This window comes from Saezia sanguinis (assembly GCF_003991585.1).
GTDB lineage: Bacteria > Pseudomonadota > Gammaproteobacteria > Burkholderiales > Burkholderiaceae_C > Saezia > Saezia sanguinis.
On the sequence record NZ_PQSP01000114.1, the window covers coordinates 1 to 260 of the forward strand.

General features: G+C 63.1%; 1 protein-coding gene. It reads left to right on the plus strand.

Annotated elements, in window-relative coordinates; genetic code table 11:
* Positions 1-260 (plus strand): ABC transporter substrate-binding protein (locus CUZ56_RS15170; protein ID WP_162615379.1); only part of this gene is annotated, 260 nt, incomplete at both ends.

Genomic DNA, 260 nt, shown 5'->3' on the forward strand with positions numbered 1-260 from the left:
GCTCCTACGGTGCGGACGCCGCCGAGTACACCGGTTATTACGTACTTCAGGACAGTCCGATCCGGTCGGCGCGCGACCTCATCGGCAAGAAGGTCGGGATGAACACGCTCGGCGCCCATCACGAATTCCTCACCCGGGAATGGCTCGCACAGCAGGGGCTCACGCCCGCGGAGATCGACACCGTCCAGCTGACCGTAGTGCCGCCGGTGAACACCGAACAGGCATTACGTGAAGGCCAGATCGATGTGGCGACTCTCAAC